Genomic DNA, 18,005 nt, shown 5'->3' on the forward strand with positions numbered 1-18,005 from the left:
AACTATAGCAAACTTCCTCACCCCTTTGCAAGACCTCAGCGTAAATTATTTAGGGAATTGTTGGAGGATGCTGATTTTATAGGGGGAGCAGTGTGCTACTTCTTAGTGCTTATAGGGTCAAGGCTATCTCTGTATATATAAGAGATAGGGCAACGGTGCGCATGGCGCACCCTACTGCCCCTGGTGTTTGGCGTATGTCCTGGTTACCAGCTTCGCCGTTCATCACCGGACGACGCTGGGCTCCTGCCTGCGCAGGAGCGACGAGTTCGGGGGGCTATCTATATAGTGCTGATTTCGCTGATCGGCCGAAACCCATCCCCTTCCCGGCCATTTCACTGAGCCGCTCACAGGCGGCTTAGATTCTGTCGGCACAAAGCATGCTTTGTGAAACCCCGACGCCATCCCCTTGAAGGGGAAGGTGTTTGCAGGGCTTTGCGAAATTCTCTCAGTGATACAAAATTGATTTCGCATACCTGGTTAACATCGGCTTTCCTCACAAGGAAATCCATATATCAAGGCACATGCGGGTAAAATAGCGGATTCATCAAACCACTAATAGAACATCTGCCTATGTATATATATGCAGATCATTCGTCATTAGTGTTATCCGGACCGAATTTATGTTGCGCATTACCGATTTACAACTCCCGCTGGACCATGCCGAAGACGAGCTGAAAGCCGCCGTGCTGAAGGAATTGGGGATAACAGAAAAAGAATTGATTAATTTTACGGTGTTCCGCCGTAGCTATGATGCGCGCAAAAAGACGGCGATCATTTTGATTTACACGATAGATGTAGAAACGACGAATGAAGCTGCCTTGCTGGCCAGCCACAGAAACCGCACGAAATTATCCGAGACGCCGGATACGTCCTATAAATTTGTCACGCATGCGGATGGCAAGTCATTTAAACGCCCGGTTGTGATTGGCTTTGGACCTTGTGGTTTGTTTGTTGCACTGCTGCTGGCGGAGATGGGGTTTAACCCTATCGTGCTGGAGCGTGGCAAGACTGTGCGTGAGCGCACCAAGGATACCTGGGGCCTGTGGCGCAAACGTGAATTGAAGCCAGAATCGAATGTGCAGTTTGGTGAAGGTGGAGCCGGTACTTTTTCTGATGGCAAGTTATATAGCCAGATCAAAGACCCAAAACATTATGGCCGCAAGGTGCTGACTGAGTTCGTCAAGGCTGGTGCGCCAGAAGAGATCATGTATGTCAGCAAACCGCACATAGGCACCTTCCGTCTGGTGAAGATGATAGAAGAGATGCGTCACAATATAGAAGCGCTGGGTGGCGAGATACGCTTCGAGCAAAAAGTGACGGACATCGATATCGTTGATGGCAAGGTTCAGGGTGTGCAACTGAATGACGGTGAATATATAGAGACTGCCCATGTTGTGCTGGCGATAGGGCACAGCGCGCGCGATACCTTCCAGATGATTGCTGATCGTGGCGTGTATGTAGAAGCAAAACCGTTTTCCATCGGTTTTCGTGTAGAACATCCACAATCTGTCATCGACAAGGCACGTTTTGGCCCTAACGCAGGCAATAAGATATTGGGGGCGGCAGATTACAAGCTGGTGCATCACGCTAAAAATGGGCGCTCTGTGTATAGCTTCTGTATGTGTCCTGGAGGCACAGTCGTGGCAGCGACATCTGAACCTGGCCGTGTTGTGACGAATGGCATGAGCCAGTATTCACGCAATGAACGCAATGCAAATTCGGCTATCGTTGTTGGCATTACGCCTGCAGATTACCCTGGCAATCCATTGGCGGGCATAGATTTGCAAAGGGCGCTCGAAGAGAAGGCTTATGAAGTTGGTGGTGGTAACTATAATGCGCCTGGCCAGCTGGTTGGTGACTTTTTGGCGGCGCGCGCATCCACCGAATTGGGTACGGTAGAACCATCTTATAAACCCGGCATTACCTTGTGTGACCTGGCAACGGTATTACCTGAATTTGCGATCACAGCAATACGCGAAGCCTTGCCTGAATTTGAGAAAAAAATCAAAGGCTTTGCAATGAAGGATGCGATTTTGACTGGCGTGGAAACCCGTACATCTTCCCCTATCCGTATCAAACGTAATGACGACGACTTGCAAAGCTTGAATACCAGAGGCCTGTTTCCCGCCGGTGAAGGTGCTGGTTATGCAGGTGGCATCTTGTCTGCGGCAGTAGATGGCATCCGGGTTGCGGAAGCAGTTGCGCTTGATATGCAAGAAAAAATACAAGCAAAAATACAAGCAAACACTTAAAAGAAGGAAGCAAATATAAAAAATGGCAAAAACGAATTCGTTTTTGCCATTTTTCTTTTGCAGAGGCGTTAACCTAAAAGATCTTCCAGCCCCGCGCTCAACTCTGCCAACGGCGGCATTTCTTCAAGAATAAGCTCTGGCTTGATACCCAGTTTTTTTGCCACTTCTGTTGGGAAGGTGGCTTCGCGCTCTTCTTGCGAATAATGACTTTCCTCTCCTCTTGCACACCAGGAGGCAATGTGGACCACCGCACCTATCTGATCAAACTCTGATTGCTGCAGTGGTTCGCCACAGGCCTTGATGGCAGTGGCAAAAGTGTCAGGGAAGCGCCAGCGCTTGGACAACTCAGCACCCACATCAAAAAAATCATAACCAAAGGATGTGCGCTCGACATCTGGCCGGCGTGGGTCCAAAGGACCGGCAGTTTTATCGACTTGCAGCATTTGCTCTGGCATGCCTGCATGCATGACCAATTGGCCTATCGCATGCATCAAACCAACGGTAAAGGCAAAGTCCGAATTACAGTGGGCTTTTTTGGCCAGCCATTTTGATACGACAGCAGTATGCAGGCTGTAGCGCCAGAACTGCTTCAGGTCCACCCCAGGCATCGACTTGAAACCGCTGGTTAAACCGCTGCTGACCACCAAAGTACGTACGGTCATGAAACCCAGCATCAGCACAGCATCATCGACCGAACCAACCGTCCTTGAAGCATGGTAATAGGAGGAATTGGCCAGGCGCAGCAGTTTTGCGCTGAGGACCTGGTCTGCAGACAGCTTGCGGGCAATCTCGTCTATGGAAACATCGTCATTATTAAAACTATCGATGACTTCCTGGACGACTTTGGGTATCGATGGCAAAGCATTTTGCTGCTGAAACAGATTCTCGATTTTCATAGGGCATCTCCTTTGGGGATGTAGATACAAGAGGTCTATGTCTCTTATTATTTCCGGAAATTGATACACCTTCAGCAAATTCCCTTAACAAACAGGAAGAATGCGCATTGCTATCAAAAATCATACTCTGATATTGGTTTTTCAGAAATGCTTTTTTGTTGCTTGCAGCTCTTAACTCAAGATTGCTAACAATTGGCGTGTCAAACAATATTTGACTTGGCACTTTTCTACATGAGCAAATGTAATTTGTTACTTTCCTGTCAGCTTACTTTTTGACTTGTTTCTTTACTTCACTTCAGTGGGTACATGGTGGTAAAGTAGTTTAGAAGTAATGTAGGACAGGTTTTGGAACAGTTCATCCAGTCAGAGCCAGCAGCCAGCCAGGAGACGCATCATGCAAAATGCCATAGAACTCGCAACACAAGTCGGTGAAGAACTCAAATCCAGGAAGTTGATACTCAGCATTGCCGAATCCTGCACGGGTGGTGGGGTTGCCCATGCCATTACAGAAATTGCCGGATCGTCAGAATGGTTTGATTGCGGCTTTGTGACCTATTCCAATTCGTCCAAGACGGAATTGCTCGACATACCAGCAGCGCTGATAGCCCAGCATGGTGCAGTCAGCGAAGAAATTGCCGCCGCCATGGCGCAAGGAGCCCTGGCTAATTCTGAAGCCCATTTATCCTTATCCACCACTGGCATTGCCGGGCCTACTGGAGCTGTTCCTGGCAAGCCTGTAGGAACCATTTGCTTTGGCTGGGTGGTCGGTGGCATCCCCCATACCGAAAGGCTGGTATTTGCCGGTGACAGAAAATCAGTCAGGGAGCAAACTGTCGTTCATGCCCTGGATAAATTACTCAGGTATATCAAGGAGTTATAAAATTGCTGACTGCATTGCCGGCAACTATGGATGCGCCTCAGCATCAGTCATCAGGATCAGGATCAGGTTTGGCCGCGCATGGTAGTCGCCTGCATATCTTGCTGGTCGATGACGATGTAGAAATTGCAGCCTTGCTCAGCAACTACTTGGGGAAATTTGATATCAGTTGTGTTGCAGTGCAAGACGGCGTGGCAATGCGCGCAGCACTGCAGTCACATAATTTTGATGTGATTTTACTGGACTTGATGCTGCCAGGTGAAGATGGCCTGAGCCTGTTACGCCAGCTGCGCCGCCATGCCAGTACGCCAGTCATCATGCTGACTGCCCGCGGTGAATTTGCCGACAAGATACAGGGTCTGGAATCAGGCGCTGACGACTACCTGATCAAACCCATCGATACCCGTGAACTGGTCGCGCGCATACAAAGCGTCACCAGACGCGCCCATACATCAGCAAAACAAACGCAAGAAGCTACCGAGAGCAGAGCAACAGAAATACGCTTTGATGCCTGGGTATTGAATTTGCCAGCGCGACAATTGTGCAGCCCGGATAAACTGATTATTCCACTGTCAAATGCGGAATTCAGGCTGTTGCTGGCCTTTCTTAAAAGACCGGGGCAGATACTCAGCCGTGACCAGCTGATCGACTTTGCGCACAACAAATCGACTGAAGTCTTTGACAGGAGCATAGACTTGCTGGTATCGCGCCTGCGTCAAAAACTCGGTGATGATCCCCGCCACCCTACCCTATTAAAAACCATACGTGGCGAAGGCTATTTGTTTAACGCCAGCGTGCCATGAACAAGCTGCTGCGCGATACCATCTTCAGCCGTCTGTTTGGTCTGGCCATGGCTGCGGTAGTCATAAGTCACATCATCACCTTTATCCTGCTATTTGTTTTTCTGGGTGATCACCGTCCACCGCCTCCTCCTGCACATATGCCGCAACATCACCCGCACGGCATCTTGCATGGCCCTTTCCTGGGTTTTTGCCTGAGCATGGGCATACAATTGCTCTTGCTGGCGGTGGCGGCCTGGGCAGGCTCGCGCAGTCTGGCGCGCCCCATGCAACAACTGGCAGAAGCAGCAAGCAAGCTGGGCAAGCATAAAGAACCTCTGGCGATTCCAGAAACAGGCCCAGAAGAAGCACGCCAGAGCGCACGAGTCTTTAATCAGATGCAAGAGCGTCTGTTCCAGCAAATGGAAGAGAGAGAACGCTTCCTGGCAGCGGTGTCCCACGATTTGCGCACGCCATTGACGCGCATAAAGCTGCGCATAGAGCAACTACACAATGAAGCAGATGAAAAACTGCTCGACGATGTAGAAGAAATGCGCCTGATGCTGGACGCTACCCTGAATTACCTGCGTGGCAGCGAAGAGTCTTCGCAAATGCTGGATGTCACATCATTGGTGGCCGCCATTGTCGACAATATGCAGGATGAAGGCAAAGCTGTCAGCATGCATGGAGAGGCACGCCCTCTGATGGCTCTGCCAAATGAACTGAGACGCTGTATCAGCAATTTGCTGGAAAATGCGATTGCCTATGGCAAAACTGCACAGATCGGTTTGCATGATAGCCAACATGAATTGTTAATCATTATTGAGGATCAGGGTCCTGGCATACCGGAAGCAGAACTGGAAAAGGTATTCGCTCCGTTCGTCCGCCGGGCTGTTTCCAGAAATAAAAATACTGGTGGTGTTGGCCTGGGGCTCAGCATAGCCAGGGAAATCGCCAGACGTCACCAGGCTAGTCTGATACTAAAAAACCGCCCTGGCAATCAGGGCTTGCTGGTGGAATTGCGCCTGCCTAGGAACTGAGCGCCTCTTTGTGTCAAAGTCGATACAAAGCAGACACAAGCGGGCAACATGTGGATGCGACACTTCAGATCACAACAACGCATGACTGAAGGAGAGCGCGATGAGCAGCATCAGTGGAGTAAGTGGAAGTTCCGGCAGCTATTTCCCGCAAACTGGCGGCACCCAAAGACGCGAACGTGATACCAGCAAGATAGCGGAAAATGTATTTTCCAAGCTTGATACCAAGAACCAAGGCTATCTTGAAGTCTCGGATCTGGAAAGTGCATTTGGCAATATTGCATCATCCTCATCCACCAGCACCGCCAGCACTAGCAGCAGTGGCAGCAGCACAAATTCTACCAATGCCAGCATCAATGACTTGTTCAAAAAACTCGATAGTGATGGCGATGGCAAGGTCACCAAAAGCGAGTTTAGCGATGGCATCAAAAAACTCGGCGATGCCCTGGAAACACAATTCAATGCCAAACGCACCCGTGGCGCAGAGGGATCGAGACCGCCTCCACCTCCGCCACCAGGAGGTGGTGAAGGTGGCGATCAGGGCCTGGATAAAACCCAGTTGACGGATTTATCGACAGAAGTGGGCAAAACCAATAGCAGCGCCGGTGCGGCACTGAGCCAGGTGGCGCAGAATTTTGACGCTGCCGATACTAATCAGGATGGCAAGGTCAGCTTGCAAGAAACCCTGGCCTACCTGGAAAAAGCCAGTACTACACAGACGAGCAGCACATCCACGGCGACCAGTACAACCGCCACTGCCAGTACAAGCAACTCCAGCACAAGCAGCAGTTCTGGCAGCACTGGCAGCGCATCGGATGGAACGACCAGCTCGGTGACAGGTAGCATTAACAATAGTAGCAGTACGAATACCGACGCAGCCCTGTTCAAAAAAGCGCTGCAGTTATTGCGTGCCTACAGTTCGCCGCCAACCAGTTCCAGCAGTCAAAGTATTTCGGTCAGCGCATAAAGACAAAAGGCACATGTAGATCATGTGCCTTGTTTTTATGCGTCAGGGAGTTCTCACTACTCGCGAATCACTGCTCCCTGTTTTGCATCAATAATTCATTGATGAGCACAGACTCTATTTTGTCGGTCTGCAAGGCTGAATTCAAGCCGGATTTGAGTTGCGCCCTGACCGTGTCAAAGCCTTCTTCACTATGCAAATCGTCAGGGTCAATTTTGGCGAATTCGATTTGAAATATATTCGTCAATATTTTCTTGTTTTCAAATAGCCATTCCTTATCCTCAGTGCGGACTTGTATTGTGACTTGCATACGCACCACTTGCCCATTCAGATTGGCAACTTGCTGCGGCAAGACATAATAGCTAAGTCCAGCTGCATTGCTGCCTACACTACGGATATAGAAAAAAATCGTCAGCAAGATGGCAAAGCCAAACAGCACTATGATGGCCGCATAGAGGCCAAAACGATCTTTGGTCGCGCCAGGCTTTTTCGCTGACTTTTTGGCAAGTGCTGCTGTGCGGGAGCTGGATGCAGACGCAGCATTGATCGTAGAACTGGAGCCGGTACTAATTTTAGCCGCGCCCCCCTTCGCCTGGACGGCAGAGGTAGCTTGTCCTGCCTCAAAATCCAGAGCACTGCCTGTTTTTTGGGGTTCACTGCCATCTATCGCTTCAAAATCCAGCTGTGCGCTGAGCAAGCTGGCCTTTGACCTATCTTTAGACATAACTACCTCTTAGCTTGCAGATGTCCATACATTCAACACACTGATAGTGCATTTAATTTCCAAGTGGAAATTTTAAAGAATGGAAAGCATAGCCCATATTTTACCCAAATTCATCAAATTCCAAGGCAAGCTGGCGAAAAAAATGCAGCTTCAAGTTTTGTTTTTATGGCATGTTGAAGCTGGTTTTCTGCAATCAGCTTTCTACTGGCCGCATTGCGTTCATGTAACCCGGATACTGGAATTTAAATGCTTCGTTACAAACTAAGGGTGTAAATCGCCAGCCAACTTCGCTATCATGACGGCATTCCCCCGCATTAGCTTGACAGGCATGACCAATCCCACAACTCCCAAAATCAGAAACACCAGCATAGACAATATCAAGGCTGTCTTGATATTTTTAGTCGTGTTTGGCCATCTGATAGAAATTTACGTGGGCGAAGATCATGTTTTGCGTTCCATCTGGATTTTTGTTTACTCCTTCCACATGCCCATGTTTGCCCTGATGTCAGGCATGTTTTCGAAGGCCAGCTGGGATGATAAAAATGCCACACAACTGATATCGACCGTGCTGGTGCCTTTGATAGGCTTTGAAATTATTTATGAAGCAACCGAATTCGCCCTGAAGGGCACAGGCAGCGTATATGCTGGACTGGTCGCACCTTACTGGATGCTGTGGTATCTCCTGAGTTTATTGTGCTGGCGCCTGTTACTGCCCTTGTTTTCGCGCATGCAGTTTGGTGTCATGCTCGCGCTTGCCCTGTCTCTGGCAGGCAGTTATTCTGAGCATGCGGGGTATTTCCTTGGTATTTCACGCACCCTGGTCTTCTTCCCCTACTTTTTGTTAGGTTGGAAACTCGGCCCTGAAATATTCAATGTGAAGAAAAAAGAAAGACTGGTGATCAGTGCGGTAATAGTGATCGCTGCATTCATTGCTGCTTTTATGCTCAAGAGTGATTTTGACTACCGCTGGTTTTATGGCAGTTACTCATTGCACAGACTGGAAATGGCCAACCTGACGGGTAGCATGTATCAGTTATTGCAATATGCCGCCTCAACGGTCATCGGTTTGTCTGTCCTGTATTTGCTGGCGCAAAAAGACCTGCGTCTGGCACAGATAGGTAAACGTTCTATTTATGTGCTGGTCTGGCATGGGATGGCATTAATCATATTACAAGAAACTGGTGTATTGCGCGCCATTTTCAAGCATGAAAATACTGTAGCCCTGGCAGTTTCAGTTGTGGTTTCCATGGCTATCACATGGGTATGCGCGCATGAAAAAACTGAAACCCTGACCAAGCGCCTGATCCTTGATCCACTCGCTTGGCTGCTGATCCCTCAAACGTCCAACAAGCCAGCGGGGCTGGCAATAGACGCTCAGGATGCCCAGAAAAACCCTGTACAGCAAGAGCTTTGATCTGTATTGATACGCTAATCCGTGTCAGTGCTGCCCCCTTGCTCAGTCCTGCGATCTTGCCTGTGTTTTGCCCTCATCGAACTGTTGTGGATTCTTGCCTGAGATGCCGCAGTAGAACTCGCGTATCTGCACCATATCGGCTTCAATATCACCGCTCACGGCAAACATCTTGCCTATACCACCGGCCTTGCGTTTGAAATCAAGATAACCAAGCGCGATCGGTACACCAGCACCAAGCGCAATGTAGTAAAACCCTGTTTTCCAGTGAGTCACCTTACCCCGGGTACCCTCGGGTGGCACGATGACAGTCAGTCTTTGATTTGCATGGAAGGCATCAACCGTGCCCTGCACCAGATTGCCAGATTTACTACGATCAACCGGAATACCACCGAGCCAGCGCATGATATGCCCCAATACCGGCGGAAACAGGCTGGACTTACCCATCCAATAGACGCGCAAACGCAAGGCAAAACACACCATCAGGGTCACAGGAAAATCCCAGTTGCTGGTATGCGGAGCGGCGATCAGGACGTATTTTTGCTCGGCAGGAACGATACCTTCGACCTTCCATCCAGCCAGCTTGAGTCCTATGATGGACAACCAGCGCATAAAGGTATTAATGATGGGAGTTTCAAAAATGGTAAGATGCATGCCGTAAGTCTTTGATAAGAAAAGAGAATTCTGCCTTCTCTTCAAGCAAGCGGCATTATAGTGAGCAGTAGCAACTATAGGAAATAAATATCGGTTTTTTTTAGATTAATTAACGAAAGCGATATCAAAACGAGTTATCAAGTCTTGACCCAATTCACGATGTGCTCCCATTGCGGCAAGTCTTTTTCCACCCTCGATGGAGCGACATCCCACAAGGTAGCGCCATGGGCCGCCAGTTGTATGTAGTTTTGTGTATCCCGCAAAAAACCCAGGACGGGCAAGCCCAGTTGACCCACATAGTGTTCAAGCTGCTCGGCTGCCTTGCTGCGGGTATTCACGCGCATGCCGAGTATGCCGATCTGGTAGCCATTTTTTTTATGCTGGGACAGGCTTTTCAAGAATTCTTCAGTAGCCAGGATATCAAAAATAGACGCCTGCAAGGGCACGATGATCTTGTCGGCGGATTTCAACACCATGTCGAGCTTGCTGCCTACCAGTCCGGCGGGAGTATCCAGCACGACATGGGTAGTGCCTTTGGGCGGTTTCAAGACATTGCCATCAGCAATATCCCAGGGCTGGATTAGCGGCAAATTTTGTGGCCGTAATGTCAACCAGGTGCGGGAAGACTGCTGCACATCGGTATCGCCCAGCATGACTTTGTGACCATGCGCTGCGAAATAGCCAGCCAGGTTGGTAGCTACCGTGCTTTTACCGACGCCCCCTTTGGGATTGACAATTGCAATGACAGGCATGTCCGCTCCTTTTGACAGTGTAAGAACTACAGCATCTGATCAGATTATCCATATTAACCAGAAGATAGCAAGACTTCATCTGATACAGAGCATACACAACACCATCTGAAACCTGTCAACACCGTCAAAATATTCAGGCAGGCACCAATAAAGCCAGCTGCTCAGGAGTCAGATAACACCACTCACCCTCTTCCAGTTCCAACGAAGCCAGTGTCAATTTACCTATGGCAGTGCGTTGTAAGGCAGCACAATGATTGCCTGCGGCAGCCAGCATGCGTTTGACTTGGTGGTATTTGCCCTGCTCCAGTACGATTTCGAGCAGATGCTCCCCCAGCTTTTGGCAGTGTATGGCAGCCAATGGTTCTGGTTCATCGTGCAGCTTGACGCCCTTTAGTAACAAATTTACCAGCTCTTCAGTCAACGGTTCAGCGGTGGTGGCCTGATAGACTTTTGGCACATGACGTTTGGGTGAAGATTGCGCATGGATAAATGGACCATCGTCAGACATCAGCAACATGCCGGTCGTGTCATGGTCAAGCCGCCCTACGGGTTGCACATCGCGCCAGCTGAATTGCTCAGGCAAAAGTGTCAATACACCAGGATGATGGCTGGGCTTGCGCGAACATTCAAAGTTGGACGGTTTGTTGAGGACGATATATACGCGCTCGCGGTATTCCCAGTCTTCTTCAAAGATATGAAATTGCAAATCCTGGGTTTCAAAACTTGTTTTGACGTTGCGTATCACTTCGCCATTGATGGTAACTTCGCCATCTTCTACCAGATCGCGGCAATATTTGCGGGTTCCGAATCCTTGCGACTGAAGGATTTTATCTAAGCTTAATTTTGTCATGCCGCGACTTTATCAGATGTAGTACTAGCCCCGCTAGTGTCCGTGCTGTCAATGAACCTCGGCGACATCTTCATCGGCCATCTTTGGTTCCAGCGGCAAGCTGATTTTAAAGCAGGTTCCCTTGCCGACATCGCTCTCAACCACGACATTACCGCCCAGGATACCCGTCACCAGGTTATAGACAATATTGAGACCCAGACCACTGCCTCCCAGACCCAGACGAGTCGTGAAGAAGGGATCAAAAATGCGCCCCAGATTGCTTTCTGGTATGCCTTTACCATTGTCGCGCACGGTTATTTCGACGAAATTTTCATCAAAAATACGCGCCGTGATGCTGACCGTACCGCGATAATCACCATCAAAACCATGGATAAAGGCATTGTTGATCAAATTGGTCATGACCTGGCCCAATGGCCCCGGATAACTATCCATCATCAGCTTGGGTGGGACACTATGAACGACATCATGACGGGTCTTGCGTATGGTAGGCCCCATGGTCAGGATCAGCTCAGACAACATTTCATCCAGCGCAAAGACGCGGCGGTTGGCACTGGTTCTATCGACGGCAACCTGCTTGAAGCTGATCACCAGTTCAGATGCCTTGCTCAGATTACGCAAGAGTAAATCGGCACCGGTCTTGGCATTTCTTAAATATTCTTCCAGCACAGAGCGGCGCAAGCCTTTGTCAAATTCAACCAATACAGCATCTGTGTGCTGGGCCAGCGTGCTGGCCACGGTGACACTGGTGCCTATGGGCGTATTGAGCTCATGTGCAACACCTGCGACCAGAGAACCAAGTGCTGCCATTTTTTCAGTCCTGAGCAATTCGCGCTGGGCGCGTTGCAGATTTTCTAACACGATGGTCAGTTCACTGTTGGCCGCTTCCAGCGCCTGGGTACGCTCAGAAACCCGCCTTTCCAGCGTGGTATTCATATTGCGGATTTCCTGCTCATTCTGGCGTTTTTCGGTAATGTCTTCCTGCACCAGGATAATCAGGGGTTCATTACCGAGCCGTATCATGCGCCCGGATACCTGACAGAGGATGATTTTTTCTTGCTGGCCGCAAGTCAGCCAGGCTTCATAATCATGGATTTCACCATCGCGTTCTATGATGCGCAATATCTCCGCGAAATCAGCTTCGTTGCGCCACAGCGCTTTCTGCGTTTCGTTGTCCCCGAGAATTTCATCATGTGACCAGTAAAATTGCCTGACCCAGGCATCATTGACGTCGATCATGCTGTAGTGCTGGCTTTTGCGCAGCACCGTCATGGCGACGGGTGAGGCCTGAAAAATACCAATAAACTTCTCTTCAGTCACCTTCAGGGCCTGCTCGGCGCGCAAGCGCTCGTTGAGTTCTTGCTGCAGGGTGATATTTTGCGCTTCGCGCTCCGTAATCAAACGCCCCAGATTCAGACGCATCTTGTCCAGGCCTTGCGCCAGATTACCGATTTCGTCCTGTCTTTCCCATTCCAGCGGCTGATCCAGTTTGCCCCGCGCCAGCCGCCCGGTCGCCAACTGCAATTCCATGATGGGCCTGACGATCCGGCGCTCAAACAATAGCCAGATCAGGATAAAAGAAAACACAACCTGCACCAGCAAGGCCAAACCCAGCTTCAGGAAGTCTGCCCACAGTTCTTTTTCTATATGTTCAGTAGTCAGTTCCAGCATGACGCTGCCGATGACCTTGGTCTCCAGCAGAATAGGACGTTCTTCGCGCAGGAATTTAGCGCCCTCCTTCTTGAATTTACTACTGTGAGCAAAAATGGATTTGGATTCATCCAGCACTTCGACGCTGACCACTTCGGGGTTGCGCATGACGGCTTGTATGAATTGATTGGCGACTGCCTTGTCCAGCGTCCAGACCGGCACTGCCATGCCGCGCGACAGCATATCGGCATATTGCGACATGGGATTGCGTACGCGCAGTTGCAATTCCCGCTCATACCTGTCCTGCACCAGAAAGCGCCCCAAAACAATCGCAGGCAATACGATGCCAACTACAACGCCGATAATAAGAATTTGTCGGAGGGAGAGTGTACGCAATGGTTTACCTGTTATTTGCAGCGGTTACTTCGATTGTTGCTTGCGCCACAATTGTATATTTACCGCGATGAGTTTATTCATCACGTTTTGCTTGTCCAGTTTGTATACTGCCTTGGCAATGCGGCCACGCATTTCCGGCGTATTGCAGGCTGACTTATGGGACAGGGTCAAATATAAATTTTCGTTTGTAATCGGTGGCGTGACGGTTTTCAAGCCAGTGATATTCAGCTTGGCGACATATGCCAGACCTGGATCTTCTTCATAAATCAGGTAATCAGCACGAGACAGGCTGAGCATCTTCAAAGCCTGCTCAAGGCTGGGTACCATGGAAATCTTCAGTGACTCTTTGGCATAACGGTCAAAGTCTTCACCAAAGCTGTTGTTAATCACAGTAACACCCTGCTTGCCCGCCAGGTCAGCCCATTTCTTGTACGGCAGATTATAATTATTTCGGGTCCAGATGACCGTGCGTGTTTCACGAAAAGCCGGGTAGAAATAATCCATGTATTCCAGCCTGGGCAGGGTAAAAAATGCACCTGCCAGCAAATCTACACGTCCCAGCTTGGCCTCTTCCTGCACTCTTCCCCATGGGCCTACATATTTAATGTCTATAGGTATGCCAATTTCTTTGGACAACAACTGCATCCACTCTGCATTTGCCCCTATCAGACGGTTTTCATCTTCAGGATCACGCCACAGATAAGGTGGATATTCAGGGTTGCCAGTTGCCAGCAGGCTCTTGCAAGACTCATTGGCATGCGCTGCTGAACTGAACGTTGCCATCAACAACAATGCCGCACAGCAGAACAACTGCAACAGGACATTATTTGAAGGACTGGCTTCGCAAGTATCAAGCTTCATGGCACGACCTTCTCGGCAAGAACGTGGGGGGATAGATGCCTAAGTCTAACTGCTGGAATTAGGCTTGGCAAGAAAGTAGTTGTGAAGGAGGAACGGTTTCCAAAAAGAAAATAATTCCTCCAAATCCTGACCATAAGTGCAAGATTTTTACCACTTTGCAATCAGCCAGAATAAGGACTGCCCGGACACGGCAATCCTTTTCTATATGATATGGAGTTTAGCGCCTGACGACAGAATTACCACTACTTCTGACTGCATCGCCAGACAACAAGCCAGGGTCATGGTCAAAAGAATAGGTCTGCTTGTTGCCATTATCAAAAGCGACCGTTACATTCCATACCTTGGTTGTTTTCACTTTTTGTTCTATCTTGTGCCCGGCTAGCGCGCCACCAGCAGCACCGGCCAGCGTCGCCAGATCACGGCCAGTACCGTTACCGACCTGATTACCGAGCAAGGCACCGGCAACGCCGCCTGCAATCACACCGAGAGCACCGCCCTCACCTTCCTTGTCTTCCACAGATACGGCAAGCACCTTGCCGCAATCAGGGCAAACTGGCTCATTCCTGGCATTGGCTGGCGCAGCTACAGGTTTGCTACTCATATTTTGTTTGGCAACAGCCAGCGCCGTATTGTATTCAGTCTTGGCGTCACGCAGACACTGCATTCTGGCCGAGGAACTGCCAGCATCAGCACACAGCCTTTTATCGTCATTGTATCTTTGCGTGGCGCGCTTGCTGTCTGCAGCGTATTGCTGTTTGGTCGTCATGTTCTGTGCAAATGCACCTGTCACGGCAGTCAACATCAGGCTGGCCAGGAACAATTTTGTATTCATTTACTACTCCTCAATTGATCAAAGTTCAGTATCGCATTGCGAAACATACATGCATTAACGGTTCACACCCAAAATTGATGACGTAAATCACAATAGTTGACAGTTACATATTAGATGAGGTTGATTCGATAAGATTAATTCGATGAGACTGATTTTGGCTTGGCGCCATAAAAAAACCCGCCAGTGGCGGGTCTTGATTATTGCAATGTTAAGTATTTGATCAAATTCTGGCTTTGATCAGTTTGCCCAGTTTCTCTATACCTTCATTGATGCGCTCAGGCGACACCGTCACGAATGACAGGCGCAGGGTATTTTTCTCTGGATTGTTGGCATAGAAAGGGCCGCCAGGAACAAAGGCGACATTTTGCTGAATTGCTTCATCCAGCAATTGCTTGCTGTCCATGTGTTCTGGCAGGGTGACCCAAATGAACATGCCGCCTTCAGGCTTGGTCCATTGCACACCTTCAGGGAAATGCCTGCTCATGGCATCCAGCATGGCATTACATTGTTTTGCGTAAAGAGTACGTATGGTCGGGATGTGTTCACTCAGGAAACCATCTTTGATGACTTCATACACCACCATCTGCGTCAACTGCGCTGTGTGCAAATCAGCTGCCTGCTTGGCTTGCTCAAGCTTGCGTATCAGCGGTGTAGGGCCAACAACATAACCGAGGCGTATGCCTGGCGTCAGCACCTTCGAGAAAGAACCCATGTAGATCACGCCACCGGGGTTCATGTTCAGCATTTTTGGCAAAGGCTCGCCGCTGTAGCACAGATCGCCATAAGGATTATCTTCGACCAGCGGGATGCCCATGCGGGCGCAGGTTTCTACCAGTTCATAACGGCGCTCTACCGACAAGGTACGTCCGGTAGGGTTCTGGAAGTTAGGCAAGGCATACATCAAACGTGCACCTGCGCCTTTGGCGGCAACAGAAGCAGGGATCAAGCCATGATCATCAGTGTCCACCGATTCAAACTCTGGGCGATACACAGAAAAAGCCTGCAAGGCGCCGAGGTAGCTTGGTGTTTCCACCAATACCTTACTACCTTCATCCACCAGGACTTTGCCCAGCAAATCCAGGCCTTGCTGTGAGCCGGAGACCATCATGATCTGGTCAGGCAGGATTTTTGAATCATTGGTAGATAAAGAGTCGGCCAGAAATTCACGCAAAGGGGCATAGCCATCAGTGGGGCCGTATTGCAGTGCTGACTTGCCTTGTTGTGTCAGTACCTTGTCAAAGGCAGCGCGCATGCGCTCTACCGGGAAAGTTTCTGGAGATGGCAAACCGCCAGCGAAAGAAATCACTTCAGGACGCATGGTCACTTTTAAAATTTCCCTGATGGCAGAGCTTTGCAACTGCTCGGCGCGGTCAGAAAATTTCCACTCTATGGGGCTGGGATTCTCAAGTTTCATGCTGGTCTCACTATCTCTCGGTTGGGATTGCCATCTCGGGCAAGTTTATTGTTTTATAAAATTCAGGCGATCTCGACGATCATTTCAATTTCTACGCAAGCACCCATAGGGATTTGGGCCACGCCAAAGGCGGAACGCGCATGCTTGCCTTGCTCACCAAAGATTTCACCGATGAGTTCAGAAGCACCATTCGTCACCAGATGCTGCTCAATAAAATCAGGCGTGGAATTAACCAGGCTCATTAGTTTGACGATACGTTTGACACGGTTCAAATCACCGCCACAGGCAGCTTGCAAAGTGGCGATCAGATCAATCGCGACTGCGCGTGCTGCCAGTTTGCCTTCTTCAGTAGAGATATTCTTACCCAGTTGACCCACCCATGGCTTGCCATCTTTTTTGGCAATATGGCCAGACAGGAATACAGTATTACCAGTTTGTGCATACATGACGTAGGCAGCAGCAGGTGTCGCCACGGCTGGCAATTCAATATTTAATGCTTGAAGCTTTTCGTAAAATGACATGTCTATTTTCCAGGAAAAAGCGCAGCAGCCCTCACTGATGCACTAGAGATAATTGAATTTTTATTATTATTTTCTGCAAGTTTTAAAAGTTTGCAGAAATCAAAACTTTGTTCTGGCCGCTGCTTTTCACATCACGTGAATTTCAAGCGCAGATACCAGTCCTCTATTGTAAGCCCGCACCGATGCGATTAACACCCCCTAGTACGCAGCCAATGACAGATTAAATTTGGTCGGTCAGTGTTTTGCAAGAAAATCACCGTTGAATATTCATACGCCGCCCTAGCGCAACGACAATGATGACAGCCAGCGCAAAAAAGACTTCACGGCCAGTCAACACTTCACCCAATATCACAGCAGCACCCAGCAAACTCAAAAATGGCTGCAGCAATTGCACCTGGCCGACGCGGGCAACACCACCAATAGCCAGGGCCTTGTACCAAAAGAAAAAGCCTATGAACATGGAAAACACTGACACATAGGCAAACCCGGCCCAGGCGCGGCCAGAAGCCTGCATCCCATAATGCCAGCCCAGCCAGGTAGTAACAGGCAATAAAACCGGCAAAGCCAGCAACAAAGCCCAGGAGATTACCTGCTGCCCACCCATGCTTTGCGACAAGCGCCCACCTTCGGCATAACCCATGGCAGCAGCAATCACTGCAATGAACAAGGTCAGGTCGGCAAACTGGAAGGAGCCACCACCCTGCATCAGTGCAAAGACGATGACCAGACCGCTGCCTAGCACGGCCATCACCCAAAAACCAACAGACGGCTTTTCATTAAAGCGCAAGGCGGCGAACAAGGCGGTTGCCAGTGGCAAGATACCAAGCACAATAGCGCCATGAGAAGCGGGCACATAAGCCATGGCAACAGAGCTGAACAAGGGGAAACCGACCACGACTCCCAGTGACGTAATCAGCAAAGGTTTCATTTGTGCACGCTTGGGCAGGCTGGCACCCTGCATCCATAGCAGCAGACCAGAGCAGCATGCTGCGACCACAGCACGCCCCAGTGCAACAAAAACTGGATTGAGTTCCGCCACTGCCATGCGGGTAAATGGCAGTGTCAGGCTGAAAATCATGACACCAACCAGCCCAAGGGCCATACCCTTGTTTTCTTGTACCGGCATGACAGACCTGCC

General features: G+C 49.6%; 17 protein-coding genes. 6 read left to right on the forward strand and 11 right to left on the reverse strand.

Going from position 1 to position 18,005, the window contains the following annotated elements:
- The first annotated feature begins 620 nt into the window (after nucleotides 1-620).
- Nucleotides 621-2,252, forward strand: coding sequence for an NAD(P)/FAD-dependent oxidoreductase (locus ACO0LL_RS28650; RefSeq protein WP_422954236.1), 1,632 nt, complete (start codon nucleotides 621-623; stop codon nucleotides 2,250-2,252).
- Between the two features lie 68 nt (nucleotides 2,253-2,320).
- Here the strand turns inward: ACO0LL_RS28650 and ACO0LL_RS28655 are convergent, their stop codons facing one another.
- Nucleotides 2,321-3,148, reverse strand: a complete 828-nt coding sequence (locus ACO0LL_RS28655) for an HDOD domain-containing protein (protein WP_422954237.1) — start codon at nucleotides 3,146-3,148, stop codon at nucleotides 2,321-2,323.
- A gap of 394 nt (nucleotides 3,149-3,542) precedes the next feature.
- Between ACO0LL_RS28655 and ACO0LL_RS28660 the strand changes: the two genes are divergently transcribed.
- The 4 genes from ACO0LL_RS28660 to ACO0LL_RS28675 all read left to right on the forward strand — a co-directional run bounded on the left by ACO0LL_RS28660 (nucleotide 3,543) and on the right by ACO0LL_RS28675 (nucleotide 6,808).
- Nucleotides 3,543-4,028 carry a CinA family protein gene (locus ACO0LL_RS28660; RefSeq protein WP_422954238.1) on the forward strand — a complete coding sequence of 162 codons (486 nt, stop codon included), beginning with the start codon at nucleotides 3,543-3,545 and terminating at the stop codon, nucleotides 4,026-4,028.
- 2 nt (nucleotides 4,029-4,030) lie between these two features.
- Complete coding sequence (locus ACO0LL_RS28665) at nucleotides 4,031-4,828, forward strand: response regulator (RefSeq protein ID WP_422954239.1); 798 nt, start codon at nucleotides 4,031-4,033, stop codon at nucleotides 4,826-4,828.
- Nucleotides 4,825-5,844 carry an ATP-binding protein gene (locus ACO0LL_RS28670; protein WP_422954240.1) on the forward strand — a complete coding sequence of 340 codons (1,020 nt, stop codon included), beginning with the start codon at nucleotides 4,825-4,827 and terminating at the stop codon, nucleotides 5,842-5,844. The genes ACO0LL_RS28665 and ACO0LL_RS28670 overlap by 4 nt, the downstream gene beginning before the upstream one ends.
- A 100-nt stretch (nucleotides 5,845-5,944) precedes the next feature.
- A complete protein-coding gene (locus ACO0LL_RS28675; protein WP_422954241.1) occupies nucleotides 5,945-6,808 on the forward strand; it encodes an EF-hand domain-containing protein in 864 nt (287 codons plus the stop codon).
- A gap of 67 nt (nucleotides 6,809-6,875) precedes the next feature.
- Here the strand turns inward: ACO0LL_RS28675 and ACO0LL_RS28680 are convergent, their stop codons facing one another.
- Complete coding sequence (locus ACO0LL_RS28680) at nucleotides 6,876-7,529, reverse strand: flagellar basal body-associated FliL family protein (protein ID WP_422954242.1); 654 nt, start codon at nucleotides 7,527-7,529, stop codon at nucleotides 6,876-6,878.
- Nucleotides 7,530-7,857: 328 nt separating this feature from the next.
- On the opposite strand from ACO0LL_RS28680, the gene ACO0LL_RS28685 reads away from it, so the two are divergent.
- Nucleotides 7,858-8,943, forward strand: coding sequence for an acyltransferase family protein (locus ACO0LL_RS28685; RefSeq protein ID WP_422954243.1), 1,086 nt, complete (start codon nucleotides 7,858-7,860; stop codon nucleotides 8,941-8,943).
- A gap of 42 nt (nucleotides 8,944-8,985) precedes the next feature.
- Here the strand turns inward: ACO0LL_RS28685 and ACO0LL_RS28690 are convergent, their stop codons facing one another.
- The 9 genes from ACO0LL_RS28690 to ACO0LL_RS28730 all read right to left on the reverse strand — a co-directional run bounded on the left by ACO0LL_RS28690 (nucleotide 8,986) and on the right by ACO0LL_RS28730 (nucleotide 17,993).
- Entirely contained in the window at nucleotides 8,986-9,594 is a 609-nt protein-coding gene (locus ACO0LL_RS28690; protein WP_422954244.1) for a lysophospholipid acyltransferase family protein, read from the reverse strand.
- Nucleotides 9,595-9,731: 137 nt separating this feature from the next.
- Nucleotides 9,732-10,346, reverse strand: coding sequence for a ParA family protein (locus ACO0LL_RS28695; RefSeq protein WP_422954245.1), 615 nt, complete (start codon nucleotides 10,344-10,346; stop codon nucleotides 9,732-9,734).
- 133 nt (nucleotides 10,347-10,479) lie between these two features.
- Nucleotides 10,480-11,196: a pseudouridine synthase gene (locus ACO0LL_RS28700; RefSeq protein ID WP_422954246.1), complete on the reverse strand. Its 717-nt coding sequence runs from the start codon at nucleotides 11,194-11,196 to the stop codon at nucleotides 10,480-10,482.
- Between the two features lie 48 nt (nucleotides 11,197-11,244).
- Complete coding sequence (locus ACO0LL_RS28705) at nucleotides 11,245-13,239, reverse strand: ATP-binding protein (RefSeq protein WP_422954247.1); 1,995 nt, start codon at nucleotides 13,237-13,239, stop codon at nucleotides 11,245-11,247.
- A 24-nt stretch (nucleotides 13,240-13,263) separates the two neighbouring features.
- The gene (locus ACO0LL_RS28710; RefSeq protein ID WP_422954248.1) at nucleotides 13,264-14,100 is read right to left on the reverse strand and encodes a substrate-binding periplasmic protein; all 837 of its coding nucleotides are present in this window, start codon (nucleotides 14,098-14,100) and stop codon (nucleotides 13,264-13,266) included.
- 217 nt (nucleotides 14,101-14,317) lie between these two features.
- On the reverse strand, nucleotides 14,318-14,932 hold the full coding sequence (locus ACO0LL_RS28715) for a glycine zipper 2TM domain-containing protein (protein WP_422954249.1): 615 nt from the start codon (nucleotides 14,930-14,932) through the stop codon (nucleotides 14,318-14,320).
- 220 nt (nucleotides 14,933-15,152) lie between these two features.
- Nucleotides 15,153-16,346, reverse strand: coding sequence for a PLP-dependent aminotransferase family protein (locus ACO0LL_RS28720; protein WP_422954250.1), 1,194 nt, complete (start codon nucleotides 16,344-16,346; stop codon nucleotides 15,153-15,155).
- Nucleotides 16,347-16,408: 62 nt separating this feature from the next.
- Entirely contained in the window at nucleotides 16,409-16,867 is a 459-nt protein-coding gene (locus ACO0LL_RS28725; protein ID WP_422954251.1) for a RidA family protein, read from the reverse strand.
- A 253-nt stretch (nucleotides 16,868-17,120) separates the two neighbouring features.
- Nucleotides 17,121-17,993: a DMT family transporter gene (locus ACO0LL_RS28730; RefSeq protein ID WP_422954252.1), complete on the reverse strand. Its 873-nt coding sequence runs from the start codon at nucleotides 17,991-17,993 to the stop codon at nucleotides 17,121-17,123.
- Nucleotides 17,994-18,005 lie beyond the last annotated feature (12 nt).

Source organism: Undibacterium sp. TC4M20W (assembly GCF_049340245.1).
Classification (GTDB): domain Bacteria; phylum Pseudomonadota; class Gammaproteobacteria; order Burkholderiales; family Burkholderiaceae_D; genus Undibacterium.